This is a genomic window from uncultured Methanobrevibacter sp. (assembly GCF_902764455.1).
In the GTDB taxonomy this organism is placed as follows: Archaea; Methanobacteriota; Methanobacteria; order Methanobacteriales; family Methanobacteriaceae; genus Methanocatella.
In genome coordinates, this window is sequence record NZ_CACWVY010000026.1 from 1 (window position 1) to 25,870 (window position 25,870).

The window sequence follows — 25,870 nt, forward strand, 5'->3', positions numbered from 1 at the left end:
AACTAAAGAAGGAATTCTGACATTTTTAGACTTCCAAATGCAAAATTGGACTCAAAATCACATAAAAATTAAATAAGCCTATAAAATTTTACAGACTCATTTTTTTTAATTTTAGGTGAAGTATAACTTGATTTGTGTGTTTTGTTTATATTTTAGTTTCCAGGTTTACTAATTAATTAACCAGTTAATTAATTTTTTAACCTCAATTTGGGCTTTTTTAAGAAAACTTCATGTATGTTTTTCAAAAAAAATTATTCCGGTAGAAAATATGCTTATTTTTATTTTATAATTATTCTACTAAATCAATTTAAAAGGAGGGGAAAATACGAAGTTCAAAAGGCTAATCATTATTTTAACAATTATATTTTTCTTTCCTTGATTTTTTAAATTCCCTGTACTTGATGTCAAAAATTTATTATAAAAATTCTTTTTTGAAAAGAGGGCATTTTTGTAAAACTTTTTATATAATTTGTTATATAAATTAATAAAAGGAGAAAGTTAGTGGGTATTATGGTTGAAGCTGTAATGATTAATTGGGTATATGTGGTCCTTTTATTTATTTTAGGATTCATTACATATTATAGAAAATCTCTGGATTTGTTCGGATCAGCTGTAATGATTATAATGGGTATTGTAATCATCTTCTCGGCAGGGACAAATTGGCTTTTATTAATTGTTTTATTCCTTGTAATGTCTCTTCTTGCAACAAAATTTTCTAAAAAATATAAGATGTCATTGGGTGAGTTTGAAGGAAGAAGAACTTCCAAAAATGTTATTTCCAATGGTGTGGTTGCTTGTTTTATGGCGGCATTTGGAGGATATTATTCACCCTTAGTTGGAGGTTTTGTAGGTGCCATTGCAACAGCAACATCAGATACGCTGGCTTCCGAGATTGGAGTGCTTGACCAGCACCCTCGTTTGATATCAACTTTTCAAAAGGTGGACCCTGGAACCAATGGTGCGGTATCTGTTTTAGGAACTGCTGTCGGAATTGTCGGTGCGGCAATTATTGGTATTGCAGCATATCTCCTGGGTATCATGCCCAATCCATTAGTTGCAATTATGGTTTCTATAATTTCAGGTACTGTAGGATGTTTTGCAGACAGTTTATTGGGCGCATTTTTGGAAAACAGGCACATAATTACAAATGAGCATGTAAACCTGATTGCAACAATAGTTGGTGCAATTGTAGGTATTTTACTGATGTAATTTTTTTTCTAAATTCAATTTTAACTTTTTAAACTACTTTTTAAACAAATTATTTTAACTATTAAAAATAAAAATTATATTATTATAATTTAGGTGATATTTATGAAAGGTCTTATTTTAATTATGGATGGTATGGGAGACCGTCCGATTAAAGAATTAGGAAATAAAACTCCTCTTGAAGCTGCATACACTCCTAATATGGATAAAATGGCTGAAGAAGGAATTACTGGTATTATGGATTCAATTGCTCCGGGAATTATTCCTGGAAGTGATACTGCACACCTGTCTATTTTAGGATATAATCCTTATGAAGTATACACAGGAAGAGGTCCCTTTGAAGCAAATGGTGTGGGTGTTGAAGTTCTTCCGGGTGATATTGCATTCAGATGCAACTTTTCAACAGTTGATGATGATTTAATCGTTACAGACAGACGTGCAGGAAGAATCAAGGAAGGTACCAAGGATATTGTTGACGTGTTAAACACAATGGTCCTTGAAGATTATCCTGATGTCAAAATCATATTCAAGGAATCTACCGGTCACAGAGCAGTTCTGGTTTTAAGAGGCGAAGGTCTTTCTGGTAAAGTCAGTGATGCAGACCCTAAAGTCGAAGGAAACAAACCTAAAGAAGTTAAAGCTTTAGATGATACTCCAGAAGCAGCAAAAACTGCAGATATATTAAATAAATTAGTTGTTAAAACATATGAAATGACCAAAGACCATCCGGTTAACCTTAAAAGAATTGAAGAAGGCAAACCTCCTGCAAATATTGTAATTCCTCGTGGTGCGGGAGAAGTTCCGGTTGTAGAATCATTAAATGACAAATATGAAGTTAATTCTGCTTGCATTGCTGAAACAGGACTTATTATGGGAATTGGAAGATTTGCCGGAATGGACATTATTGAAATGGAAGATGTAACTGGCGGAATCGATACAAATCTTGACAATATTCGTGATACTATCATAGATCAGGTTAAAAATTCAGATCATGACTTTTTCCTCATTAACATTGACGGCGCTGATGAAGCGGGCCATGACGGTCAGATAAAAGAGAAAAAAGAATTTATAGAAAAAGTCGATGAAGTGGTAATGAGCGAAATTATCAAGCTTGAAGATGTCTATATTTACCTGACTGCTGATCATTCAACTCCTATTTCAGTCAAAAACCACTCCGGAGACCCAGTACCTGTACTGATAAGGGGTCCTGAAGTAAGAACTGACGATGTTGTCGAATTCTCCGAAAGAGCATGTGCAAAAGGAGGACTTAACAGAATCAGAGGCTCAGACGTAATGAACATCATGATGGACTTAATGAATTACGCACATAAGTTTGGAGCATAGGTGAGAAGATGGTAGCTAAAAAACTCTTTGGAACATCTGGAATCAGAGGTTTGATAGGTTCTGAAGTAACATGTGAATTGGCATTGAATGTAGGAAAATCCCTGGCCTATTATTTGGGCAATGAAGGTACTGTTGTACTTGGTTATGATACAAGAACTACAAATCAGATGCTTGACCAGGCAATTTGTGCCGGACTTTTGGAAAGCGGGGTAAATGTTGTTAAAATTGGAATGGTTCCAACTCCATTGGTTGGTTATGCTACCGAAAAATTGGATGCCGATGCAGGAATTATGCTTACAGCTTCACATAATCCGTCCCCATATAACGGGATAAAGTTATGGAACAAGAACGGTATGGCATACACATCTGTTCAGGAATCAGAAATTGAAAAAATCTATTCCGAAAAAGCATATATCTCAGTTTCTTGGGATAAAATTGGTAAATTAAGTGTAAATGAACAAATCAAAGGCCAATACATTGATGATTTGGTTGATTTGGTGGACATTAAAGAAGGATTGAAAGTTGTTGTTGACTGCGCATCAGGTGCCGGAAGCGAAATATCACCTTTAGTATTTAGAAAGGCAGGATGTGAAGTTACAACTCTCAACTCACAGCCCGATGGATTTTTCCCCGGAAGAAACCCTGAACCGAATGCAGATAATCTCCAGAACCTGATGAAAACAGTTGTTGCCATTGGAGCAGACCTTGGAATAGCTCACGACGGTGATGCTGATAGAATGATTACTGTTGATGAGAAAGGAAATATCTCACCATTTGACTCATTGCTTGCATTAATTTCAAAAGAGTTTGACGGTGATGTTGTAACAACTGTGGATGCAGGATTATGCATGGACGAATCCGTAAAAGGCAAAGTATTCAGAACTCCTGTCGGTGATGTCAATGTGGCTGAAGTAATTATTGAAAAAAATGCGGCATTCGGCGGAGAGCCTTCAGGAACATGGCTCCACCCTGACTTCTGCATGTGTCCTGATGGAATTCTCTCAGGTTTAAGAATGGCGGAACTTGTTTCAAACAAAGGAAAATTATCCGACCTGCTTGCTGAAATACCTTCATATCCAAACATCCGTGAAAAGATAACCTGCTCAAAAGAGGCAAAGCTTAAAGTAATGGAAAACATGGAAGACCTTTTAAAGGATGCATTTGATGATATTGCAGATATCAATTCCATTGATGGTGTAAGACTGACATTTGATGACGACAGCTGGGTTTTGGTAAGGCCGTCAGGAACTGAAGACTATGTAAGAATTACTCTTGAATCCCGTGATGCCGGAAGAGCTGAAGAGATTAAAGAAAAATGTGTAAAAATAATCAATGAAAACTTGTAAAGATGACTTTTTCATCTTTAAACTTTTTTTTTAGGGATAGCATGGATCTTAAAGAAACTATATACAAAAGACAATCAATCAGAAAATACGACAAGACTCCCCTTGATGAAGAAACTTTAAATGAGATAAGGCAGTTTATTGACAACGCCCGTGTTTTAAATCCTGATATTGAATGGAGCTATGACCTTGTCGGTGTGAAAAATTTCAGGCTTTTGCAGAGAATCAATGCGCCTCACGCATTGCTTTTGTTTTCACAGCCAAAGCAGAACTGCTTTCAAAATATAGGCTTTATTTTTCAGCAGGTTGATTTGTATCTGCAAAGTAGGGGAATAGGGTCCTGCTGGATTGGTGCGGGACGTCCGAGAAATTATGAAAACCCTCATCCTGACCATGAATTTGTTATCCTGATGGTATTGGGAAACCCTCAGGGTGAAATCTATCGTGAAAGAACTCAATTTCACAGAAAAATTGTATGTGACATTTCAGATGAACGTGACAGCAAACTGAATCCTGCACGTTTTGCACCGTCAGCTGCAAATACTCAGCCATGGTATTTCACTCACAATGATGACGGAACATATAATGTATACCGAAATAAGCGCAAATTTCGTTTAAATAAAAGAATGAACCTCTGGAACCAGGTCGACATAGGAATTGCACTGGCACACATGTATGTTGCAAACCCTGATACATTCAAATTCACTCTTGAGAAATCTCATGAAGAGCTGAAAAACAAGATTTTCGAAGGAAGTTTTGAAATTTAAAATGGAAAAATTATAATTTAAAAAAAGTAAAAGTTGAAGAAGAAAATCTATTCTTCTTCTGCGATAAATGCTTCAATACCTAAAGCTGCGCATTCTGGGCAAACCCAATCTTCTGGCATATCTGCAGGAGTTGCTCCAGCAGGAATATTGTATGCAGGGTCACCTTTTTCTGTATCAAATCTGTATTCACAATGTAAACAAACATATACTGTCATTTTATTAATCTCCTTTTGTGTTTTTGCTATTAGCATAGCTAATATAATTTCTACTATATTTCACATATTATTTATAATTAGTTATTTGAATTAGAAAAATTAATTTATAGGTAATGAGTAAAACATATAATATTATTATATAATTTTTATGGGGATAGAAAAGTGAAAGCGATTATATTAAGTGCCGGTGAAGGTTCTAGAATGAGGCCATTAACACTTACAAAGCCTAAAACCATGTTGCCGGTAGCCGGAAAACCAATTATTCAGTATAATATTGAATCATTAAGAGACAATGGCATTAAGGATATTTTATTGGTTGTCCGTTATAAAGAAGAAATGGTCAGATCATACTTTGGAGACGGCAGTGAATTTGGTGTAAACATTACTTATGAAACTCAGCAGGATTTCCTGGGTACTGCAAATGCTATTTCTTATGGAAAGAATTTTATTGATGACAGTCTTGTTGTTTTAAATGGAGATATCATTTTGGACAATGAAATCATCAATGAAATCATCAAAAAGTACAATTATCTTAAACCTGACACACTGATGGTTTTGACTGAAGTGGAAGACCCTTCCGCTTTTGGTGTTGTTGAAATAGAGGACGGCAACATTAAAAAAATTGTTGAAAAGCCGAAAAAAGAAGAGGCACCGAGCAACCTTGTCAATGCAGGTATCTATATATTCAACAAAGACATTTTTGATAAAATTGATAAAACAGAAATTTCCGAACGTGGAGAATATGAAATTACTGATTCAGTAACTTTACAGATTGCTGACGGCAAAAAGGTAATAGGACATAAAACCAACAAGGATTGGATTGATGTTGGTAGGCCATGGGAGCTGATTGAAGTTAATGAAGAGCTTATCAGCAATTTAAAAACTGAAATAAAAGGTACAATTGAAGAAGGAGCACATATCCACGGCGAAGTCTTTTTGGATGAAGACAGCATAATCCGTGCGGGAGTATATATTGAAGGCAATGTCTATATCGGAAAACACTGTGATATAGGTCCTAACTCATATATTCGTGGAAATTCATACTTCGGGGACAATGTTCAGGTGGGAAATGCTGTTGAAATCAAAAACTCAATTGTCATGGAAAATACCAATGTAAGTCACTTGAGTTATGTTGGAGACTCTGTAATAGGATCCAACTGTAATATTGCAGCAGGAACCAACATCGCAAACCTGCGTTTCGACAACAAACCTGTAAAAACAAAAATCAAGGATGCGATGATTGACAGTGGAAGACGTAAACTCGGTTCCATCATTGGGGATTCAGTAAAAACAGGAATCAACTCCAGTTTTTCACCTGGTGTTAAAGTGGGTCACAATTCCACTATAGGTTCAGGGGTTTTGTTGTATGATGATGTACCCTCTGATACTCGTGTATTAGTAAAACAAAATCATATTATACAAGATAAAAATAAGAAAAAAGAATAAAAGGCGATATTATGGAAAATAATAAAGACTCTATTGTAATATGCCCAGGCGCACAGGTAATAGGAAATGTTGAACTTGGAGAAGACGTATCTATATGGCACGGTGCTGTTTTAAGAGGAGATACTGACTCCATAACTGTTGGAAACAATTCAAATGTTCAGGACAACTGTGTAGTTCACTGTACCAAAGGGTTTCCGGTAGTAATCGGTGATAACGTTTCTGTAGGTCATGGCGCTGTAGTTCATGGTTGTAAGCTGGATGACAATGTTCTGATTGGAATGAATGCAACAGTTTTAAATGGTGCACATATTTCAAAAAATTCAATTGTAGGTGCAGGAGCTGTTGTCAGTGAAGGTAAGGAATTTCCAGAAGGCAGTTTGATTTTAGGAGTTCCCGCCCGTGCAGTTAAGGAACTCTCAGAAGAACAAATAGAACACATCCAAAAGAATGCTGACAATTATGTTAAACTTTCCAAACAGTATAAGGAAGATTAATGATGAAAGCAAGAAAGATTGTAGATGAAATGGATTCATATGTTCCAGGCAGGTCTCAGGGAGAGATTGCCGAGGAATTTGGACTGAATAAGGATGAAATTATCAAATTGGGATCCAATGAAAATCCATGGGGTCCGTCTCCAAAAGCTATGGAAGCTATTAAAGATGAAATCAAATCAATTAACAGATATCCTGAATCTCAGCTTAAGGAGCTTGTAGCTGAAATTGCAAAATATGCCGATGTTGAAGACAATCAGGTTATAATCGGCGGAGACGGTGCTGATGAAATCATTGACGTGCTTGCAAAAACATTCATTGATGAAGGAGATGAATTCATAGTTCCTCTGCCTTCCTATATGTACTATGAATACCTGCTCCAGCAGTACGGAGCTCATCCTGTATATGCAAGATGGGATTTGGATAAAAACGAACTTGACGTGGATTCAATATTTGATGCAATAACTGACAAAACCAAAATGATTTTCCTGTGCAGTCCAAACAATCCGACAGGTACATTGATTGAAAAAGATATTCTGGCGGATATTGCAGCCAAAAATCCTGAAATACTGATTGTTGTTGATGAAGCTTACTTTGAATATTCCGAAACAACCAATAAGGATTTAATCAATGAATATGATAACATTTTCATCATCCGTACAATGTCCAAGGTTTTGGGTCTTGCAGGAATGAGAATAGGATATGGTCTTTCATGTGCTGAGATAATCGAATACATGCACAGAATCAAACCGGTATTTTCACTTACCCGATTGTCATTTGTAGCCGCTCTAAACACTTTTAGAGACACACAATACATTAAGGATTCAATCGAAAATGGAATTGAATCAAGACAATACCTCTATGATGAACTGTCAAAGATTGATTCATTGAATGTATTTCCGTCAAAATCTAATTTTATGTTAATAGGTGTTAAAGACACTGGGTTTACAGCTAGTGAATTGGCATTAGAACTTATGAAAAAAGGTATTATCGTAAGAGACTGCACCTCTTTTAAAGGGCTTGATGAATACTGGATAAGAATCAGTATCTGCACTTTAGAAGAGGATAAGAAATTTATAGAAATTATAAAAGAGGTTTTAAACTAATGTATGTTGGAGGATCTGTAATATCTTCTGTTGAATTTCATGGAAATATGTCCCTGGTTATCTTCATGTCAGGATGTCCTTTAACTTGCCGGTATTGCCATAATGTTGAACTGCTGGATGATTCAACTGAAAAATCATTTGATGAGATAAAAGGCGAAATTGAATCTTCAGCTGATTTTTTAGATGCAGTGGTGATTTCCGGAGGCGAACCGTTAATGCAAACTGATGCATTGATTGAAATATTCAGCTATGTTCGTGAAATTGGTCTTAAAACAAAATTGGACACAAGCGGAATTTATCCCGATAAAATCAAACAGCTACTTGATTTGAATTTATTGGATTTTGTTTCACTTGATGTTAAAACAACATTTTCAAAATACAGAAAAATTACAGGTTCCAACGTTGGTTTTCAGGTTAAAAAATCAATGGAACTTATCAATGCGGATGAAAACGTTCATCTGGAAGTAAGAACTACCTATGTTCCAACATTACATACAAAAAAAGACATTATCAATTTAGTCGATGAAATTGAAGCCGACATTTACACTATTCAACAATTCAGAAATAAAAATGTCCTTGATCCTGCTTTGGAAAAAGTCGAAGTACCAAATCCACATGATTTAGCACAGCTGGCTCGTGAAGTCAAGCCATATTTCAAAGGCCAGGTTAAAGTCAAGTCAGCGGAATTCGGAGAACAAGTTATTGAATAAATTTTAAGGAGGAGTAAAAATGCCGATTTTGTCATTTTCAAGTAATGATATAGATGTAATTACTGGTAAGAAAACAAGAACAATACGCAAAGCATGGAAAACTCCGCTTAAAGTTGGTGACAGACTTTACTGTTATTGGAATTTGGTTTCTAAAGAAAAAATGAAAATCTTTGAAGCTCTGGTAACTGATGTTGAAAACATTCCTTTTGAAGAGATTAAAGATAATGATGAATTGGCCAGAAAGGAAGGTTTTGAAGACTCTTATGACATGTTAAGGGAATTCAAAAAAATGTATGGTGGTCCGATTAAAGATTCTGAGGAATTTCAGATAATCTATTTTAAAAAACTTCACATTGACGAATGGAAAGGCGATAAAATAGATGAAAAGGCAATGATTACCAAAAGGGCAGATATTCTTTTTGACAGCGGCAAGTTCGATAAGTCCACAATGTGCTATGATGCCGCATTAAGGCTTGACCCTGATGATGTTTATCTTCTTAACAAGCAGGGGGATAACCTCTCAAGGCTGGGAAAATTCGATGAAGCCATCGAATGTTATGACAAGGCTTTGGAGTTAGAACCTGATAACGAATATATTCTAAACAATAAAGCTATTGCACTTTTGAATGCCGGAAGAATTGATGAAGCATATAAGGCAAGTACCATTGCCTACAATTACCGGCCGAGCAGTCCTATTGTTCTGTATTGGAGAGGATTTATTTTAGAAATGCTTGGAAGATATGATGCTGCATTGAGGGTTTATGACAAGCTCATTGTAATCGATGGTGAAAATCCGGAAGTGTGGAATGCAAGAGGCAATCTGTTGACTGATATGGGGCATCTGGAAGAAGCTATTGAATCATTTGATAAGGCTGTTGAAGTATGTTTGGATGATTCGGAGATGGATGCAAGTGCAATCAATAGAATGGGTAATGCTTATATTGATTTGGGCAGATTTGATGATGCATTGGAATGTTTTAATAAAGCAATATCATTGGAGCAATACAATATTGATTTTTTACTTAACAAAGGAGTTGTCCTGATGGAATTGGGCAAGTTTGAAGAGGCTGTTGATAGTTTCAACAAAGTATTGCTTAGAAATCCTGATAATGAGGATGCATTTTTCTTAAAAGAAGAGTGTTTGGAAAACTTTTAATTAATCTATTCTGACATCTATCAGTACTTATTTTATTTTACTTATTTTCCAATAATCTTTTATTATTTTAAAAGTAGCTATTAATTTAATGGAAGTTTTTAATGTTGAATTAGTTTTAATTATATCTGAATGTAATATAATTAAAACTAAATCGGTGATGGTTTTTTGTAATTATTTTTTGTATTTTTTAATTAAACTGATTCCCCAATTGGTCATCTCATCTGCTTTTTCCTGTGAATCTGACTCTGCAAAGCATCTGAAGATTGGTTCAGTTCCGGATGGTCTGACAATTACCCAGCCATCTTCCTTGAGGATTTTAACACCGTCTGTTAAGTCTAACTCAAAGTCAGTAGTGCTTTTGATTTCATCAGCAATACTGTTCATGACAAATTCCTTTTCATCGTCAGGACATTCTATTTTCATTTTGCTTGAGTAATAAACAGGAAGCTCTGAAACCAGCTCTGATAAAGGCTTTTTCTCTTTAGCAACGATTTCCAGGATTTTAGCAACAGTCATTACTGCATCTCTTCCATAGACAAAGTCCGGAAATATTAATCCTCCGTTTTCTTCTCCTCCAAAGAGCCCATCTTCATCTTTAAGTTTACGGGCAACAAGCAAATCTCCAACAGCAGTGGCAATTACTTCGCCGTTGTATTCTTCTGCAATATCATAAATGGCTTGGGAAGTTGCAACTGTTGTAACAACGATTCCTCCATCGTTTTCTTTCAGCATTTGCTTTTCAACAAGTGTGAAAGTTTTGTCTCCTAAAACGAAATTTCCTTTCTCGTCAATACATATTGTTCTGTCTGCATCACCGTCGTGTGCAAGACCGATATCTGCACCCAATTCCTTAACGACACTGATTAACTCCTGAAGATTATCTTCAATTGGTTCAGGGTCACGACCTGGGAAAAATCCGTCTGCCTGTGCATTTAAGGTAGTAACTTCACAACCGAGTTTTCTGATTAGATATGGTGCTGTAAAGCATCCTGCTCCGCTTCCGCAGTCAACAACAACTTTAAGTTTAGCATCACGAATAGCTTCAGCATCTACCTTGGAGATTGCTTCGTCAACATATTCGTCGATAATCTTGTCGTTGTGGTAGATTTGACCTATTTCGGACCAGTGTGCTCTTTTAGGTTCTTCATCAAAGTATAATTTTTCAATTGCAATGTCCATTTCATCAGGAATTCCAATACCAAATTCATCTAAAAATTTAAGTCCGTTATATTTTGGAGGGTTGTGTGAAGCTGTAATCATTACTCCTCCATCATAATACTTGCGAACTGCATATTGGACGCCTGGTGTAGGTAAGATTCCTAAATCCACTACGTCGCATCCGCTTGATAAAAGTCCAGCTTTAACTGCTTCTTTTAGCATTATTGTTGATGTTCTTGGGTCTCCTCCAACAGCTACGGTTCCTTGAATCTGTGTACCATAACAGGCTGCGAGTCTTGATGCAAACTCAGGAGTTAAAACATCATTTGCAGTTCTCCTAACTCCGAAAGTTCCAAATAATCGTTTTTTATCAGACATGTTATTATTTCCTATACATTTTAATATCTTTATTTTTATTTTTCAATTAATAAAAAACTATTCATTTATTAACAATTTTCAAGCTGTCTCCGCTCGACAATATCATCTCCAAATCAGAATTATATTCAGTAATCTTGCCTGTAACCTCTACTTTTTTGCCTTTAAAGTCGTTAATATCAATATTATTCGATTGAATTTCTGCAAGCTGATTTTCAAATATTATCAGAGGCATTTGGCCGGTGCCGTCATTTATAGTTAAAAAATAGCTGCTTTTTGATTTTGAAGATGCGATGTCAGCCACCACACATTCAATATTGACTTCTTCATCTATCATTCCACGGTCTATGTCCTTAATTTTCACTTTTTTAACTTCAATTGTCGGAGTAAAGATTAGAAGACCGATAATTCCGATAAGTGAAGTTATCAAAGCTATTCTTAAAAGTTTGTCGTCTGTAATTTCCATACATTTTCATTGTTTTTCATGTTAAAAATAGGCGATAGGATTTCAATTTGTAAAATTTATTTAATATTGGAAATATAATATGATTATGTTTGAAAATCTTTCAAAAACTGAATTGTATGCAATGCTGTGCGGTGTTTTTACGGCATGTCTGATTATCTCAAACATCATTGCAGGTAAAACATTTGATTTTTTCTCGTTTACCTTGCCTTGCGGTGTTGTAATATTTCCAGTAATCTATATTGTTAATGACGTTTTGGCGGAAGTTTACGGCTATGAAAAAGCAAGAAAAGTAATTCTTTTAGGATTTTTAATGAATCTTGTAGCTGTAATCTGTTATAATATTACAATAATGCTTCCTGCTCCAGTATTTTTTGAAAATTCGGATGCATACAGTATTGTTCTTGGATCCACTTTCAGATTATTGCTTGCCAGTTTTGCTGCTTATCTGGTGGGGTCTCTTGTAAATGCTAAGATGATGGTGATTTTGAAAAAGTGGAATGAAGAAAAGCTATTCGTAAGATGTATAGTTTCAACACTCTTCGGTGAAGGACTGGATGCAATAATATTTATTTTCATTGGATTTTTTGGAACAATGCCTCTGGAAGCATTGCTGGTGATGATTTTGGTCCAGGCATTATTTAAAACAATATATGAAATTATTGTCTATCCATTAACTAAGATTGTTATAACTAAAGTTAAAGGATTGCCTGAAATTTAATTTCCTGTGTTGTACATGGAAATGAGTCTCTCGACAGTGTCTGCATCCATAGGACTTTTGTCCTTTCGTATATTTTTGACAACAGGGAATCTTAATGAGTAACCTGTTTCATACTCTGGAGATTCTACGATCTCTGAAAATGCAATCTCCAATACTATTTTTGGCTCTACTTTGATTTCACGGCCTTTGGTTGAAATTTCAAGCTCTTTCATTTTTCCTGTTAAGTATTCAAGGGTTGCATCATCAAGGCCTGTTGCGGCATAGGCGACACTTTTAAAATCATCATTTTCGTCTCTAAGAGCCACAAGATATGATCCTACAAAATCCCCTCTTTTTCCTATTCCGTATGTTCCTCCGATGATGACCATGTCCAGTGTTTCCGGTTCGGCCTTGTATTTAAGCATCTTTTTACCTCTAAGCCCTGGAATATATGGTTCCTTGCAGTCTTTAATCATGATTCCTTCATGTCCTCCTTCAATTGAGGATTCAAAGAGTTCCTGAAGCTCGTCAATGTTGTTTTCAGTTCCAATTTTCATTGTACTAAGGTTCATTTCATCGACAGATGTATCGACAATTTCTTCTAAAATTTCCCTTCTTCTGGATAGTGGTTCGTCAATCATTGGAACCTTGTAATATAAAACATCAAATAAGAATAATTTCAATGGAACATTTTCCATAGCTTCCTCCACATTGTGTTTTCTTCTAACGCGGTGCAGTATGTTCTGGAAAGGCAGAGGCTTTCCGTCACGTGTAGCTATTACTTCACCCTCTACGATATAGTCGTTGTGGGGTAAATACTCATTGAAGAGTTCAACGATTTCTGGAAGGGCATGAGTGATATTTTCCAGTCTTCGGGTGAATATGTTAATTTCATTGCCGTTTCTGTGGACCTGCAGTCTGATTCCATCGTATTTTGTCTCACAGATTGCACATCCCATCTCGGGAATAATTTCATCAAGGGGTGGAGCTAACTGTGCAAGCATTGGTTTGACGGGAGTTCCCGGTGTTAAATTAAGTTTTTCAAGACCTGCTGCACCTTCCTCTTTAGCTGTTCTTGCAACTACTGAAAAATCATTTGTAAGCATTTGTGCACGTTCGACAACGGCCTTGTCAATGTTGAATGCCTGCGCTATTGCGTCACGAACGACTCCATCTCCAACACCGATTCTAAGCTCTTCAGTAATGGTTCTTGTAAGATATTTTGCTTCGGTTGCGCTTGACTGACTTAAAAGCTCTAAAATAACTGCAATTTTACGGTTGGTTGATCTTGAACCGCTGATTTGTGACAGCTTACGTAAGCTATTGAAGACAAAATCAATTGTCAAGGGTTGTGAAAAAAATGTCATCTGTGATTTTTTGGCATATAGTTTTATGCATGCAAGCCCGATGTCTCCTTCGTCACGAACTGCATCTTCTACTGCAGCCTGTGTTGTTCCCACAGCTTCTGCAACAGCTCTTTCTACCAATTTTCCGCCAATTCCGATTTCTTCTGAACTCCATGCCGGAAATACTACTCCTAAAATTAACAATCCGACTTTTTCAATAGTGTCTGAGTCAAGTTTCTTCAGATATTCAGCTATAATTTCTGTTTTCTCTAACCGTTTGGTTGTTGCTTCAAGTGCTGAGTAAACGTCAACCAGTTCCTGATATTTCATTAAAAATCACCTTTGGCAATCTTGACGGCACAATATTCTCCACACATTGCACACATCTCATCATCGTCAAGTTCACATTTGTCACGGTATTTTCTAGGCTTTGATTTATCCAAAGCAAGATCAAACTGTTTTTCCCAGTCAAATTCTTTTCTTGCTTTTGCCATTGCTTTTTCCCGAGTCCATGCTGAGTCAAGACCTTTTGCAACATCTGCTGCTTCAGCAGCTATTTTTGATGCAACAACTCCTTCTTTAACATCTTCAAGACTTGGAAGTGACAAGTGCTCCGCAGGGGTTACATAACATAGGAAATTTGCACCTGATGCAGCTGCAATCGCTCCGCCGATTGCCCCTGTAATATGGTCATAGCCTGGTGCAATATCAGTTACAAGAGGCCCCAATACGTAAAATGGGGCTCCGTGACAAATTGTTTTTTGAATTTCCATATTTGCCTTAATCTGATTTAAAGGCATGTGGCCAGGTCCTTCAACCATTACCTGAACATTGGCATCCTGGGCTCTTTTTACAAGACCTCCAAGATTTACAAGCTCTTGAATTTGAGGGATATCGCTTGCATCGGCCAGACATCCGGGTCTTAGACCGTCACCTAATGATAATGTAATGTCATATTCATAGGATAATTCCAGAAGATAATCGTAATTTTCATATAACGGGTTTTCCAAATCATTATGGTTAATCCAGGAGGCCATGAAAGTTCCTCCACGACTTACAATTCCCATCATTCTGTTTGCATCCTTAAGCTTTTGAACAAGGTCTTTTGTAATTCCGCAATGGAGCGTCATGAAGTCCACTCCCTCTTTTGCCTGATTTTCAATGGCTTTAAAAATGTCATCAGGATCCATGTCAATTATCTCTTTATTTTTTGCGAGTGTTACAACTCCCGCTTCGTAGATTGGAACAGTTCCAATACATAAATCAACGGCCTGCATGATTTTTTGTCTGAATAATTTCAAATCTGAACCTGTTGACAAGTCCATAAGTGCATCGGCACCATATTCCTGAGCCAGTTTTGCTTTGTTGATTTCAAGTTCTATATCATCAATCTTTGATGATGAACCGATATTTGCATTAATTTTTGTTTTAAGGCCTTCTCCAATTCCGCAAGGTTTTGAGTGACCATTGATATTTTTAGGAATTACTACTAATCCCTTATCTATTAATCTAGCTAATTTATTTACATCAATATTTTCATATTCTGCAACAAACTCCATTTCAGGAGTGATGTTGCCTTTTTGTGCTTCACTTTTTTGAGTCAAATTTATCCCTCATGTTGACTAATCATAATTAATTATATAGTTTTAAGTATATAGAATTAATTAAAATTTTATTCTTGGGGAGTGTTTAAGATAAAAGTAATATATTTTGATACCGAAACTACAGGTTTGAACTGTTTCAGCTGCAGAGTTATTGAACTTGCAATGCTTGTTTATGAAGACGGTGAAATTATTGAAGAATATGACCATTTCATTGACATTGGAGAAAAACTTGATTCTAAAATAACAAGATTGACAGGCATTACCGATGACATGCTGGATGAGGAAGGAATTTATGAAGATGTCATTGCCGATGATTTAAAAAAATGGCTGACTCCTGGAACTTTAATGGTTGCACACAATTGCCAGTTTGATTTGTCTTTCATTTATAATCTGTTAAGAAGGCATTTTCCAGGTGAAGCAGACGGTATTGTTAAAAATGTGGACTGGCTTGATACGCTCACTGTTGTTAAGGACAGAAAGGAGTATCCTCACAAACTGATTGATGCAGTAGAATATTATGGGATTGAAAAGGTCAACTTCCACAGGGCAATAGATGATACCAAGGCATTATACAATGTTACTCAGGCTTTAAAAAATGAACGTAATGATTTGGAAGAATACCTTAACATTTTTGGATACAATCCTAAATATGGGGTTAATGGTGTTAAATTTGAGTTTATCGACTATAAACCCCAATATTATACCAAATTCATGGTTCCGGAAAATAAAATTTTACCTAAAAAATGATTAGATTAGAGGAGAAGGCAAATCGGGATTGTCCTTTTTAGGTTTTTCCCCACCAATCTTTTCCAATCTCATTTCTAAAAATTTCTTTCCATTTTCGGTTCTTGCATAAATAGGTATTGACTGGCCTACAGTTCTAATGCTTTCGGCCTCTCCTATTTCTCTTATATTTTTGGATGCACATGCTGTTGCAACATCACAGACATCAAATAGTTCTCTTGCTTCTTCAGGAGTTCTTTTTGAAGTGTGAACTACAAATACGTAGATGTTAATGTCCGGATTTTCTCTCTGCAATTTTTTTATTTTTTCAGCATCACTTGCAAGAGCTATTGTTACTGCAATGTTTTTGAATCCTTTTGAGATTGCAAGTTTGATTCCTTCAACCTGGTCAATTTCTGCGGTGTCCGGATGGGCAATATTTTCAGAGCCTATTTTTTCTATTAATTCTGGTATTGGTGAGGTTTTAACAAGTCCTGAAACTCTTCCTCCAATGCCCTGAACAAGTTCTCCTTCGGTCACTATTATTGTTCCGCAACCCTCTAAAACCATTACTACGCAGTCAATAACATTTTCATCAAGTAATGTGCACATGATTTCTGAAATTCCAAAATTTAAAAAGTCTTTCATTCTCAGCTGGCGATTTGCAGTACACATTCCAAAATCATCAATTCTAAATTGGATATTTTTAGCTATTACGTCTGTTGTGAGTTTTTTAATTCCGCGATGATGATCAAAAAGAGGACAGTATTCTACTTCAGGTTCTGTTACATCAACTACTTTTCCATTTTTCACTGTAATCTGACTTTTCCCTAATGCTTCAATGATATGTTCGCTCATAATATAACTATTGTTAAAAAAAGTATTTAAATATTAGATGTTTTGGGAAGATTCCTTATCTTCCCAAATCGGTAGAGAAATTGTTAATATAATGGAGGTTTGGGAAAGATTTCTGTATCTTTCCCAGCATAAATATGGTTAGAAAATAATTAACGGGAGGGGGGGGAAGTTGGTTTTACTTCCCTACATGTATTGAACTAACTGTTCGTCTTGGCCAGAGTTTCCTGGCTTCACTTTTTCAATTGCTTCTTTAAAGTATTTATATGGGATTTCTTTTGCTTCGAGGTTATCTCTAAGGGTCAGCATTGCTGCTTCTCTACATACTGATTCGATATCTGCTCCAACATATCCTTCAGTATTTTTAGCAAGTTTTTTGAGATTTACATCATCTTTTAGAGGCATGTCTTTTGTATGTACTTTAAAGATTGAAAGTCTTGCTTCTTCATCAGGTTCTTTAACTTGAATGTGTCTGTCGAATCTTCCAGGTCTCATCAATCCTGCATCCAGTATGTCAGGTCTGTTGGTAGCTGCAATGATTGCTACATCTTCAAGCTCTTCTAGACCGTCCATTTCAGTTAATAATTGGTTTACAACTCTTTTTGTAACACCGCTGTCAGTATCATTTCCGCTACGTGCACTTGCTATTGCATCAATTTCATCGAAAAAGATTACAGTTGGTGAAGCCTGTTTAGCTTTTCTGAATACTTCACGAACACCTTTTTCAGATTCTCCGACCCATTTTGATAATAATTCAGGACCTTTGACTGAAATGAAGTTTGCTTCACTTTCGCTTGCAACAGCTTTTGCAAGTAAGGTTTTACCTGTTCCTGGAATACCGTAGAGGAGGGTTCCTTTTGGTGGTCTTATTCCTAAACGTTGGAATGTTTCAGGATGTTTTAAAGGCCATTCAACTGCTTCTTTTAATTCCTGTTTTACATCTTCAAGACCTCCGACATCGTCCCATTTGATGTCTGGAATTTGTACAAGAACTTCCCTTAATGCAGAAGGTTGGATTTCTTTTTGTGCAGATTTGAAGTCATCACCTGTTACTACAATTTTTTCCATTACCTCTTTTGGAATCTCTTCATCATTTTGGATTTCAGGTAAAATCCTTCTGACTACTCTCATTGCAGCTTCTTTACACAATGATTCGAGATCGGCTCCCACAAATCCGTGGGTTGTATTAGCAATTTTGTCCAAATCGACGTCATCTGCAAGAGGCATGTTTCTGGTGTGAATTTCAAGCACTTCTTTACGTTCTTCTGAATCCGGTACTCCGATTTCTATTTCACGGTCAAATCTTCCAGGTCTTCTAAGAGCCGGATCAAGTGAATCCGGTCTGTTTGTTGCACCGATTACAACTACTTGTCCACGGGATTTAAGACCGTCCATTAAAGTTAGAAGTTGAGCAACGGTTCTTCTTTCAGTTTCTCCGTTGGTTTCTTCTCTTTTTGGTGCAATTGCATCGAGTTCATCTATAAATATGATTGAAGGAGAATTTTCTTCAGCTTCTTCGAAGTATTCCCTTAGGTTTTCTTCAGATCCTCCTACATATTTGCTCATGATTTCAGGCCCGTTTATTGCAATGAAATGGGCATCACTTTCACTTGCAACAGCTTTTGCAAGTAATGTTTTACCGGTACCTGGTGGGCCATGCATCAATACTCCTTTTGGTGGTGCAATTCCTAATTTTTCGAAGAGTTCAGGTCTTTTAAGAGGTATTTCAATCATTTCTCTTACTTTTTTAACTTCTTCTTTTAAACCGCCAATGTCTTCATAGCTTACATCCACGAGGTTTCCGACACCTTCGATTTTGCTTACGTCAACAGGGGATTCGTGAAGCTGTACCTCGGTGTTATGTCCGACAATCACGATATCTTTCGGACTGGTGGATATTACTGCGAACTTGATTTCTTTCATTGTTGGAGTGATGTCCATCAGCTCGTCGAATAAGCTGTTAAATCCTCCGCCAGTACTTGGTCTTGGGGCTCTGATTTGTGATCCGATAATGTCTCCTTGGACCATTACTTTTCCTGCAAATAAACCACGTACATCTCCTTGTACACGGATGTTATGTTCAATTGGTGCTAAAACAACTTTTTTAGCTTCTGTTGCTTTAGTTTTTTTAATGGTTACTTCCCCTCCGATTGTTGCACCGGAATTTTTACGGACTAATCCGTCAATTCTTATTACTCCAAGTCCAATATCGGTTTGTGAAGGAAGTGCGATAGCTGCAGTTCTTCTGTCTCCAACAATTTCAATCAAATCTCTTTCACGGATTCCTAAATCATCCATAACGTTTGGATCAAGTCTGGCTACTCCCTGACCAACGTCTTTTTGTGAAATTGCTTCTGCAACTTTTAATGTGATTTCATTTTTTGCCATATTATCATCTCCATTTGGCTGTAATGTAATAATTGTAATGTGTCAAAATCTTTTTGTTACTTTTTGTAACTTTATTGACATACCTATCTGTGTATGTTTAACTATATAAATGTTTCGGTTTTGACAATTTTTTAAAATTAATGGAAATCAATTTAATTATCCTAAAAATAGTTTTTATGGTTATTATATTTTTTTAAAATATTAAAAATAATTGAAATAAAAAACCAATAAATATAAGTCTCTTATATCCAAAATAAAAATTTAGTTACTTTTAGACAGTTTAATATTTGTTCGTATATTATAAAACAATTATTTGAGAATTCCACCAAATCCTGTGAAAAGTTTTTTCACTTTCTCGATATCCTCTTTTGACATTGCGGTAACCTCAAAAGTTAAGTTTATGCAGTCATCAGAAACTTGGGAACCGCTATACTCATCAGTTAATTTAATGTCAATGATATTGCCGAGGTTGAGCACGGTTTTTTGTATGGTTTCAGTATTGACATTTTTGGAAAACATGCATGTGATTGACTTGATTGTCTTAGGGGTATTTTCAAGCTTCCACTGGTAAAGCTCATCATCAAGAAGAATTCTGATGTTGGCTATACGGAATTCTTTGGTTTTTGTCCCGTTTTTCAAAACGGCGGTTTTTCCGTCTACTCTTTCAAGAATTCCTGTATGGATTTTTCCAGTATATATATCTTTCAATCCCATTTCTTTGCCGACGGATTCGAATAAAATGCTGTATTCATAATTCAAGGCACCTATTGCCTTGTCACTTCTACCCAATGCATTTGTAATGTCTCCCATATGTTTTGTTGCATTCATTGTAATTTCCATGAATTTCTCATCATCATTATTGTTGATAGCATCTTTTAGCTCAATTACCGCTTCTGCAAAGGTATTTCTTACTTTTGGACCATTGCTGTTCTGGGCTTGTATGTTGTATGTTAGATACGGATTTTGTGAAACAATACGTGCAATCAGATCAATCATTAAATTATAAATAGGGCTTTCATAATCTTCAGTTTCGGTCAGGTCCACTTTCAGCTTTTCAATTGCTGAAGCTGTTGAAATAAATGAGAAGTGAGTGAGAACCTGCACGATGCTCATCATAAAATCATGATTTTTGGCTGTGGTTTCAATGATTCTCATATTTTTGCCTTTAAGGTATCTGTAAACCTTGTCGTACCATTTTCCTTTCTTGGTGGCGGTCAGTACAATAACCTGATTGTCTAGCCTTGTTGTTCTCGGACCGAAAATTGGGTGTGTTGGAATGTATTCGACGTTATCCGGCAATACTTCATCCATTGTTTTTGAAGGTTCCTCTTTAACAGATGTAACATCAATCATGAGAGAACCCTCTTTCATGAAAGGTGCAACTTCACGAATGACGTCGGAAGTATGTTGAATTGGAACGGAAATTACTAAAATATCGCTGATGTTGGCTAACTCTGTATTGGATTCAATATAAATTGCATTCATTTCATCAGCAACTTTTTTTCCTTTTACATGATTTCTTCCACTAATGTATACGTCAAATTCGTCTCTAAAATAGTAAATGAGGGTTTTACCTAAACCGTCACTTCCTCCAATAATTCCAACTTTCATTTTAATCAATTAATTAATATTAATTAATAAGTATATAAATTATTAACTAGAAAAATTATTGTTGAAAACATGAAAATTATAAAACAAGATACTAAAGAAGGGATAATAGAAGTGGTCCCCGAAACATTGGATGATTTATGGCATTTGTCCCATATTGTGGAAGTTGGAGACAATGCCTCTTCAAAAACAACTCGCCGTATACAAGATAATACTGGAGATAAACTTAGAAGCGACAGAGGTGTTAAAAAAACATTTTATCTGGGTTTGGATATTGAAAACATTAGTTTTCATCTATTCACAGGTAAACTAAGATTGACTGGTGTGATAACAAGGGGTCCTGAAGATTTGATACCTTTAGGTTCTCACCATACTCTGGAAGTAAAGCTCAACACTCCTCTTACAATCAAAAAAGAGAGATGGCCTAAATGGGCTATAAAAAGATTGAACCAGGCAATTGATGCTTCTAAAAAATTATCTGCAATAATAGTTGTTTTGGAAGACGATACTGCAACTCTCGGTCTGATGAGACAGTTCGGCATAGAATATTATGGTCCGATTAAGGGTCAGGTGTCCGGAAAAAGAATTGTCGATAAAAACAGACAGAAAAACATTATCAACTTTTATGAAAAGGTCATTGAATCAATTGTTAAATTCGATTCCATACAGAACATCATTTTGGCAGGACCGGGTTTTGTCAAAAACGATTTTTACGATTATCTAAAAGAAAAGCACAAAGATCTGGCAGGAATTTCTGTCATCGAACCGACCGGTTCTGGAGGACGCGTAGGAATTAGCGAAGTTCTAAAAAAAGGAACTGTCGAAAAATTAACCGCTGAAAATAGGGTAGCTATTGAAATGGGTGCCGTCAACAGGCTTTTAGAACAGATTGGAAAAAATTCATCAAAGATTGCATATGGTCAAAAACAGGTTAAAGATGCCATTAATATGGGTGCTGTTAGTGAACTTTTAATCCTTGACACGGAGGTTGCCAGTGAAAATATGGGTGATTTGATGGATATGGTTGAAAATATGAAAGGTACTGTAATGGTTATCAGCAGTGAGCATGAAGGCGGCAAACAATTGGAAAGTCTCGGAGGTATGGCTGCCATTTTAAGATATGAAATAACTTAATTTTTATATAATATTAAATAAATATTTATTAATACTTAAATTGAATTGTGATTTATTATGTATACATCGATAATTTTAGCATTGATTTTTGTTTTTCTTTTATCCTTGATAGGAACACAGATTGTATCTGTTATTTTCAGGTTCCTGGGTGAAAGAGGCTATTTGGGAAATCTATTTCCAAATGTTCGTGGTGGAATTCCAAGAGGAGTTGGTATAGTTCCATTCATTATATTGTCTCTTTATTTTTTGCCGGGATATAACAGTCTAATTTTGATTATTGGTGTATTCGCATTTATCGATGACCTTCTTGGAAGGAAAAAATCTCCTTTTGGAATTGAATGGGGCCAGCTTTCAAGAGGTATAGGGATGGTTCTGGTAATAATCAACGGTTTTATGTTGGGATTGGGAGTTTCGTCTATATTCATAGCACTTCTTGTCCAGCCGCTAAATATCTCAGATATGCAGCCTGGATCTGCATGTATAGTAACAATGATTATGGCGGTTGTATCCATGACTCTGATGGTTATTATAGGATCTCCTGATGTGGCTGAACTTCCGGCATTTTATACTCCTGTGCTGCTTTTAATTGTTGTTTTAGGTTACTGTCCGCTTGATTTTGCAGGTAAAATTATGCTTGGTGAAGTTGGAAATCATGTATTTGCAATTGCATTGGGCGTTTCATTTTATTTGGTTGGAGGATTATTGAGTTTAATCTTTTTGTTCCTGGTAACTACAGCATTAATCGCATTTGTAAGAAGAAACACGCTCAAAGTTTTCTTCAGACAAAATCTCATGCTTCTTGACCCGACATTCGGAGATTACTTCATGGACGTTCTAACCGGAGGAGGTTTGGGCGACATGTTTAGAAAATGGATTTTCAAACACAATCAGTATGAAGTGACCAATCCTCTCTTAATTAGCTTAGGATTTAGAAGATTGCTGTACAATCCTTATGCATATCATTCCAAAAAGCATGTTTCATCTGATTTAAAACTAAGGTTGGGGGAATAAGTCATGAAAGCACTTTTGGTTGTTACTGGAAGAGGTTTGGGAGGAGATGCAGCTATTGCACTTAATATTATTAAGTCATTTGAAAAGAGAGGAGTGACCTGTGAAATAGCTCTTGACGAATCCGCTCCAGGTATCTTATTTAAAAAGAACGGCTATTCATGGCATAAAATATCCATTCCTCAGGCAGGAGGGCATGCGGCAACAAAATTGTCTGCCGTTAAAGGTGCTTTAAAATTGTTTGCAGCAACATTTAAAGCAAGAAAACTGATAAAAAAAGAAAATTTTGATTTTGTTGTTGGTGTTTTAGGCGGTGGTGCTATTGTAGCTGCTGTAGGTGCAAAACTTGCTCATAAACCTTCATTTTCATTAATTTCAACACCTATTGATTCAAAGGTTTGCCCTAAATTAAATCAGTGTTATGTATTCCCTGAACTTGATAAGTTCAGATGGGAAACATTGCCTAAAAATATTAAAAAGTCATTTTACCCTTTAGCCGATAATATAGGTAAAGGTGATGCTGATATAGCGCTTCAAAAACTTAAAGAATTCCCTAATTTTGATGAAAACAAAAAGACAATAATGTTTTCTTCAGGTTCATCTATATTTAAGGGAATGATTGATGCGGCTAATCTTGTTTCCAAATGCAGCGATGAATATAATCTTGTTTTAATGGGTTTACCTTTACATGATGAATATATGGATTCAATAGATAACGAAAAGATTATTTATGTGGGGTATATTGATTGGATTGGGCATCTGTTTAAATATGCAGACTTGGCAGTCCTGACTGATGACGGAGTATCTATTGGTGAAGCTATAGCTTCTGAAATCCCGATTATCACATTGACAAAAGTGAAATGGGGTAGATATCAGAACATGGCAGGCGTATATGAAGGAGCCATAATAGAATCTGAAGTTGAAGATGTATGCAAAAGCATAGATGAAGTCTTTAAAAATTATGATTCTCTGAAGGAAAATGCTTTGATTTATGCAGATAAATGCTTGTCTGCCGGCGATGATTTGGTAGATGATATATTAAAAAAATTAGAATAGTGGTATTATAACCACATATTTTTTATTATTTTGTAATTTGTATCTGTGGATGGATGTATTTCCAAGAAATTACCATAATCATCCAGATTATAATCCATTCTCATCAGATATGACAGATATGCTACATCACTTACGGATGATGGGGATATTGAATTGATTTTATTGATTTTATTGTTTTTCTTATCGAATTCTATTTCAGCATAACCTGTATCTCCGGTCAATATATGCCAGAATGCATGAGGTCCTGCAATTGCAGGCATTGCGATTGTTGCTTTGTCTTCATCACAACATTGTGATTTTTCATTTTCAACAAAACTTACTTCAGTGTTCAGGCTTAATGATTGTGGAATACAGTTGTAGCTTATCTTATTCAGATATCCTGCCATATTTCTTGCAGCAGTGATACCTTCCATTCTTGCTACTGGTGTTAATTGATAACCTCCTATAACATCACCTGCAGCATATATGTTTTCAGCACTGGTTTTCATCATTTCATCGACTTTAATGGTGTTGTCATTGTTTAATTCTACAATGTCTTTAGCTATTTCACTGTTAGGTGTCCTTCCGGTTGCAAAAAATGCTGTTCCTTCAAGTTCATCACCATTATCTGTTAAAACCTTGTCTTTAGAGATTTCAGTAACATTAACATTTTCAACAACATTTACCTCAGGAATCATTTTTTTCAAAATATATTTTTTGGTTGTTTCATTGATTTCCTTTAAAAATGTGCTTCTTGCAAGAATGGTGACCTCGCTGCCTAATGTTGAGTAGATATTAGCTATTTCACAGGCGATTATTCCTCCGCCAATAATGTTTAGCTTTTCAGGAACCTCATCAAGCTTTAAAATGTCCTTGTTGGTCAGTCCGTATTCGCTGCCTTTAATGTCTGGAATGAACGGACGTGCACCTGTAGCTATTAGAAGATTGTCATACTCAAGGCTTTCTCCATTAACTCTAACATGGTCATTTTCAATGCTTGCTTCGCCATAAACCACATTATTTCCCACACTTTCATTTTCCATCTGGTTTAATTCTCTAAGCATTTTTTGAGTTTCAACAATCTTTTCCACGATTTTTTCATAGGAAATCTCTATTTGGCTTTTGACAAATCCGTAATCGTTGAATCTTTTATTCAAATCTATATATTTTGTAATGTCTGTAAGTGCACAAACAACCATACATCCTTCATTTAAGCAGGTTCCTGCTATATGATTTTTTTCGATTAAAGTAACATCTTTTCCTAGTTTTCCAAGTTCTAAGGAAGCTAATCTTCCGGCAGGACCGGATCCTATTACAATATTTTCCATTAAAACACCTTTTTAGATAATTTTATATAATATCAATTTAGTAAATAATGTATATATTAAAATTTTGGAGATGGAAATTATGTGTATTGCAGCACCTGCTCAAGTTGTTGAAATTAATAGAGAAGAAAATTGGCTTTATGCTGATTTTGGTGGAGCAAGACAACAAGCTAAATTAGACTTATTGCCTGAAGTGGAAATTGGTGATTATGTTTTAATCCATGCTGGTTTTGCAATTGAAAAATTATCCGAAGAAGCTGCTAAAGAATCTTTAGAAGCTTGGGAAGAACTTTTAGAAGTTCTTGAAGAAGAAGACAGAGAAATGGAAAAAGCAAGAATGGCTGATTTAAATCAATAGATTCAA

The 25,870-nt window shown here is 35.8% G+C and carries 24 protein-coding genes; 15 read left to right on the forward strand and 9 right to left on the reverse strand.

The features are described from left to right. Window positions 1–510: 510 nt before the first annotated feature. The 4 genes from QZU75_RS08945 to QZU75_RS08960 all read left to right on the forward strand — a co-directional run bounded on the left by QZU75_RS08945 (window position 511) and on the right by QZU75_RS08960 (window position 4,660). Window positions 511–1,209 carry a TIGR00297 family protein gene (locus tag QZU75_RS08945; protein ID WP_296883190.1) on the forward strand — a complete coding sequence of 233 codons (699 nt, stop codon included), beginning with the start codon at window positions 511–513 and terminating at the stop codon, window positions 1,207–1,209. A 102-nt stretch (window positions 1,210–1,311) separates the two neighbouring features. Then, on the forward strand, window positions 1,312–2,550 hold the full coding sequence (locus QZU75_RS08950) for a 2,3-bisphosphoglycerate-independent phosphoglycerate mutase (protein ID WP_296883141.1): 1,239 nt from the start codon (window positions 1,312–1,314) through the stop codon (window positions 2,548–2,550). Between the two features lie 8 nt (window positions 2,551–2,558). Then, a complete protein-coding gene (gene glmM, locus QZU75_RS08955; RefSeq protein ID WP_296883143.1) occupies window positions 2,559–3,896 on the forward strand; it encodes a phosphoglucosamine mutase in 1,338 nt (445 codons plus the stop codon). Window positions 3,897–3,937: 41 nt separating this feature from the next. After that, window positions 3,938–4,660, forward strand: a complete 723-nt coding sequence (locus QZU75_RS08960; protein ID WP_296883144.1) for a nitroreductase family protein — start codon at window positions 3,938–3,940, stop codon at window positions 4,658–4,660. Window positions 4,661–4,707: 47 nt separating this feature from the next. Here QZU75_RS08960 and QZU75_RS08965 read toward each other — a convergent pair whose 3' ends face one another. Beyond that, window positions 4,708–4,875, reverse strand: coding sequence for a rubredoxin (locus QZU75_RS08965; protein WP_296883146.1), 168 nt, complete (start codon window positions 4,873–4,875; stop codon window positions 4,708–4,710). 162 nt (window positions 4,876–5,037) lie between these two features. Between QZU75_RS08965 and glmU the strand changes: the two genes are divergently transcribed. The 5 genes from glmU to QZU75_RS08990 are packed head-to-tail and all read left to right on the forward strand — an operon-like array spanning window position 5,038 to window position 9,784. Next, complete coding sequence (glmU, locus tag QZU75_RS08970) at window positions 5,038–6,321, forward strand: bifunctional sugar-1-phosphate nucleotidylyltransferase/acetyltransferase (RefSeq protein ID WP_296883148.1); 1,284 nt, start codon at window positions 5,038–5,040, stop codon at window positions 6,319–6,321. A gap of 11 nt (window positions 6,322–6,332) precedes the next feature. After that, a complete protein-coding gene (locus QZU75_RS08975) occupies window positions 6,333–6,815 on the forward strand; it encodes a gamma carbonic anhydrase family protein (RefSeq protein WP_296883150.1) in 483 nt (160 codons plus the stop codon). A 2-nt stretch (window positions 6,816–6,817) separates the two neighbouring features. Continuing rightward, window positions 6,818–7,918, forward strand: coding sequence for a histidinol-phosphate transaminase (hisC, locus tag QZU75_RS08980; protein WP_296883192.1), 1,101 nt, complete (start codon window positions 6,818–6,820; stop codon window positions 7,916–7,918). Next, window positions 7,918–8,628, forward strand: a complete 711-nt coding sequence (locus QZU75_RS08985) for an anaerobic ribonucleoside-triphosphate reductase activating protein (protein WP_296883152.1) — start codon at window positions 7,918–7,920, stop codon at window positions 8,626–8,628. The genes hisC and QZU75_RS08985 overlap by 1 nt, the downstream gene beginning before the upstream one ends. Before the next feature lie 19 nt (window positions 8,629–8,647). Then, entirely contained in the window at window positions 8,648–9,784 is a 1,137-nt protein-coding gene (locus QZU75_RS08990; protein WP_296883154.1) for a tetratricopeptide repeat protein, read from the forward strand. 171 nt (window positions 9,785–9,955) lie between these two features. On the opposite strand, the gene glmM (QZU75_RS08995) is transcribed toward QZU75_RS08990, so the two are convergent. Next, entirely contained in the window at window positions 9,956–11,320 is a 1,365-nt protein-coding gene (gene glmM / locus QZU75_RS08995; protein ID WP_296883155.1) for a phosphoglucosamine mutase, read from the reverse strand. A 61-nt stretch (window positions 11,321–11,381) separates the two neighbouring features. Then, window positions 11,382–11,783, reverse strand: a complete 402-nt coding sequence (locus QZU75_RS09000; RefSeq protein WP_296883157.1) for an OB-fold nucleic acid binding domain-containing protein — start codon at window positions 11,781–11,783, stop codon at window positions 11,382–11,384. Window positions 11,784–11,868: 85 nt separating this feature from the next. Here QZU75_RS09000 and QZU75_RS09005 point away from each other — a divergent pair, with 85 nt between their 5' ends. Next, window positions 11,869–12,501 carry a queuosine precursor transporter gene (locus QZU75_RS09005; RefSeq protein WP_296883159.1) on the forward strand — a complete coding sequence of 211 codons (633 nt, stop codon included), beginning with the start codon at window positions 11,869–11,871 and terminating at the stop codon, window positions 12,499–12,501. Here the strand turns inward: QZU75_RS09005 and QZU75_RS09010 are convergent. Then, a complete protein-coding gene (locus QZU75_RS09010; protein WP_296883161.1) occupies window positions 12,498–14,156 on the reverse strand; it encodes an ATP-dependent DNA ligase in 1,659 nt (552 codons plus the stop codon). The two genes, QZU75_RS09005 and QZU75_RS09010, sit on opposite strands and share 4 nt — an antisense overlap. Then, complete coding sequence (gene thiC, locus QZU75_RS09015) at window positions 14,156–15,430, reverse strand: phosphomethylpyrimidine synthase (protein ID WP_296883162.1); 1,275 nt, start codon at window positions 15,428–15,430, stop codon at window positions 14,156–14,158. The genes QZU75_RS09010 and thiC overlap by 1 nt, the downstream gene beginning before the upstream one ends. A gap of 81 nt (window positions 15,431–15,511) precedes the next feature. Here thiC and QZU75_RS09020 point away from each other — a divergent pair, with 81 nt between their 5' ends. Continuing rightward, window positions 15,512–16,177 (forward strand): PolC-type DNA polymerase III, encoded by a 666-nt coding sequence (locus QZU75_RS09020; protein WP_296883163.1) that lies wholly within the window; start codon window positions 15,512–15,514, stop codon window positions 16,175–16,177. Here QZU75_RS09020 and QZU75_RS09025 read toward each other — a convergent pair whose 3' ends face one another. From QZU75_RS09025 to QZU75_RS09035, 3 genes are all read right to left on the reverse strand, one after another. Next, window positions 16,178–17,011 carry a methanogenesis marker 8 protein gene (locus QZU75_RS09025; protein WP_296883164.1) on the reverse strand — a complete coding sequence of 278 codons (834 nt, stop codon included), beginning with the start codon at window positions 17,009–17,011 and terminating at the stop codon, window positions 16,178–16,180. A gap of 183 nt (window positions 17,012–17,194) precedes the next feature. Further along, window positions 17,195–19,396, reverse strand: a complete 2,202-nt coding sequence (locus QZU75_RS09030; RefSeq protein ID WP_296883166.1) for a CDC48 family AAA ATPase — start codon at window positions 19,394–19,396, stop codon at window positions 17,195–17,197. 309 nt (window positions 19,397–19,705) lie between these two features. Next, on the reverse strand, window positions 19,706–21,016 hold the full coding sequence (locus QZU75_RS09035; RefSeq protein WP_363139646.1) for a prephenate dehydrogenase: 1,311 nt from the start codon (window positions 21,014–21,016) through the stop codon (window positions 19,706–19,708). Between the two features lie 60 nt (window positions 21,017–21,076). Between QZU75_RS09035 and QZU75_RS09040 the strand changes: the two genes are divergently transcribed. From QZU75_RS09040 to QZU75_RS09050, 3 genes are read left to right on the forward strand one after another with little or no spacing between them, the layout of a single operon-like run. Further along, complete coding sequence (locus QZU75_RS09040) at window positions 21,077–22,138, forward strand: mRNA surveillance protein pelota (protein WP_296883168.1); 1,062 nt, start codon at window positions 21,077–21,079, stop codon at window positions 22,136–22,138. A 54-nt stretch (window positions 22,139–22,192) separates the two neighbouring features. Further along, window positions 22,193–23,149 (forward strand): cell wall biosynthesis protein, encoded by a 957-nt coding sequence (locus tag QZU75_RS09045; protein WP_296883194.1) that lies wholly within the window; start codon window positions 22,193–22,195, stop codon window positions 23,147–23,149. A gap of 3 nt (window positions 23,150–23,152) precedes the next feature. Then, a complete protein-coding gene (locus QZU75_RS09050) occupies window positions 23,153–24,202 on the forward strand; it encodes a glycosyltransferase (RefSeq protein ID WP_296883169.1) in 1,050 nt (349 codons plus the stop codon). A gap of 5 nt (window positions 24,203–24,207) precedes the next feature. Here the strand turns inward: QZU75_RS09050 and QZU75_RS09055 are convergent, their stop codons facing one another. After that, entirely contained in the window at window positions 24,208–25,509 is a 1,302-nt protein-coding gene (locus QZU75_RS09055; protein WP_296883170.1) for an NAD(P)/FAD-dependent oxidoreductase, read from the reverse strand. A 79-nt stretch (window positions 25,510–25,588) separates the two neighbouring features. On the opposite strand from QZU75_RS09055, the gene QZU75_RS09060 reads away from it, so the two are divergent. Further along, on the forward strand, window positions 25,589–25,864 hold the full coding sequence (locus tag QZU75_RS09060) for a HypC/HybG/HupF family hydrogenase formation chaperone (RefSeq protein ID WP_296883195.1): 276 nt from the start codon (window positions 25,589–25,591) through the stop codon (window positions 25,862–25,864). The last annotated feature ends 6 nt before the right edge of the window (window positions 25,865–25,870 follow it).

Excerpts from the sequence above, each read along its gene's own strand:
- QZU75_RS09030 (WP_296883166.1), bottom strand. The coding sequence starts at position 19,396 with ATGGCAAAAAATGAAATCACATTAAAAGTTGCAGAAGCAATTTCACAA.
- QZU75_RS09000 (WP_296883157.1), bottom strand. The coding sequence starts at position 11,783 with ATGGAAATTACAGACGACAAACTTTTAAGAATAGCTTTGATAACTTCA.
- QZU75_RS08985 (WP_296883152.1), top strand. The coding sequence starts at position 7,918 with ATGTATGTTGGAGGATCTGTAATATCTTCTGTTGAATTTCATGGAAAT.
- glmM (WP_296883155.1), bottom strand. The coding sequence starts at position 11,320 with ATGTCTGATAAAAAACGATTATTTGGAACTTTCGGAGTTAGGAGAACT.
- QZU75_RS09040 (WP_296883168.1), top strand. The coding sequence starts at position 21,077 with ATGAAAATTATAAAACAAGATACTAAAGAAGGGATAATAGAAGTGGTC.
- QZU75_RS09010 (WP_296883161.1), bottom strand. The coding sequence starts at position 14,156 with ATGAAATATCAGGAACTGGTTGACGTTTACTCAGCACTTGAAGCAACA.
- QZU75_RS08950 (WP_296883141.1), top strand. The coding sequence starts at position 1,312 with ATGAAAGGTCTTATTTTAATTATGGATGGTATGGGAGACCGTCCGATT.
- QZU75_RS08975 (WP_296883150.1), top strand. The coding sequence starts at position 6,333 with ATGGAAAATAATAAAGACTCTATTGTAATATGCCCAGGCGCACAGGTA.
- QZU75_RS08990 (WP_296883154.1), top strand. The coding sequence starts at position 8,648 with ATGCCGATTTTGTCATTTTCAAGTAATGATATAGATGTAATTACTGGT.
- QZU75_RS09060 (WP_296883195.1), top strand. The coding sequence starts at position 25,589 with ATGTGTATTGCAGCACCTGCTCAAGTTGTTGAAATTAATAGAGAAGAA.
- QZU75_RS09050 (WP_296883169.1), top strand. The coding sequence starts at position 23,153 with ATGAAAGCACTTTTGGTTGTTACTGGAAGAGGTTTGGGAGGAGATGCA.
- QZU75_RS09025 (WP_296883164.1), bottom strand. The coding sequence starts at position 17,011 with ATGAGCGAACATATCATTGAAGCATTAGGGAAAAGTCAGATTACAGTG.
- glmM (WP_296883143.1), top strand. The coding sequence starts at position 2,559 with ATGGTAGCTAAAAAACTCTTTGGAACATCTGGAATCAGAGGTTTGATA.
- QZU75_RS09005 (WP_296883159.1), top strand. The coding sequence starts at position 11,869 with ATGTTTGAAAATCTTTCAAAAACTGAATTGTATGCAATGCTGTGCGGT.
- QZU75_RS08965 (WP_296883146.1), bottom strand. The coding sequence starts at position 4,875 with ATGACAGTATATGTTTGTTTACATTGTGAATACAGATTTGATACAGAA.
- QZU75_RS09055 (WP_296883170.1), bottom strand. The coding sequence starts at position 25,509 with ATGGAAAATATTGTAATAGGATCCGGTCCTGCCGGAAGATTAGCTTCC.
- QZU75_RS08960 (WP_296883144.1), top strand. The coding sequence starts at position 3,938 with ATGGATCTTAAAGAAACTATATACAAAAGACAATCAATCAGAAAATAC.
- hisC (WP_296883192.1), top strand. The coding sequence starts at position 6,818 with ATGAAAGCAAGAAAGATTGTAGATGAAATGGATTCATATGTTCCAGGC.
- QZU75_RS08945 (WP_296883190.1), top strand. The coding sequence starts at position 511 with ATGGTTGAAGCTGTAATGATTAATTGGGTATATGTGGTCCTTTTATTT.